Genomic DNA, 625 nt, shown 5'->3' on the forward strand with positions numbered 1-625 from the left:
ATACAAGGTCAAGCAGGGCGACACGCTGTCGCGCATTGCCGGTGCAACCAAGCGTCCGGGCGTCTCGCTCGACCAGATGCTGGCGTCGCTGTACCAGGGCAACCCGGACGCGTTCCTGAACAACAACATGAACCGGCTGAAGGCCGGTGCCGTGCTGGCCGTGCCGTCGGCCGAGACCGCGAAGGCGATCACGCCGGCCGATGCGCGCCAGCTGATCCAGGCGCAGAGCGCCGACTTCGGCGCCTACCGCCAGCGCCTCGCCAGCGGCGTGGCACCGTCGAAGGTCGAAGGTGCATCGCGCCAGACCAGCGGCACCGTGCAGGCCGAGGTCGACGACCGCAAGAAGGCCGCCGCCCCGACGCCGGACAAGCTGACGCTGAGCAAGGGCAGTGCGTCCACGGAGGCGAAGGTCGCGAAGGAGCGCGAGGCGAAGGAGAACTCGTCGCGCGTCGCCGAACTGTCGAAGAACGTCGAAGAGCTGAAGAAGCTCGGCCAGGCCTCGGCCGGTGCCAAGGCCGGGTCGCCCGCGCAGGCTCCCGCGCCGGCCGCAGTGAACGTGCCGGTGAAGCCGCCGGTGGCGACGCCGCCGGCCCCGCCTGCACCGGTTCCGCCGCCGCCCCCGCCC

General features: G+C 71.5%; 1 protein-coding gene. It reads left to right on the top strand.

The window, feature by feature from the left end; translation table 11 throughout:
- On the top strand, nt 1-625 hold a 625-nt coding region (locus tag AC1D12_RS34835), incomplete at both ends, for a type IV pilus assembly protein FimV (RefSeq protein WP_477845602.1).

Source organism: Rhizobacter sp. P1_G5 (genome assembly GCF_056405435.1).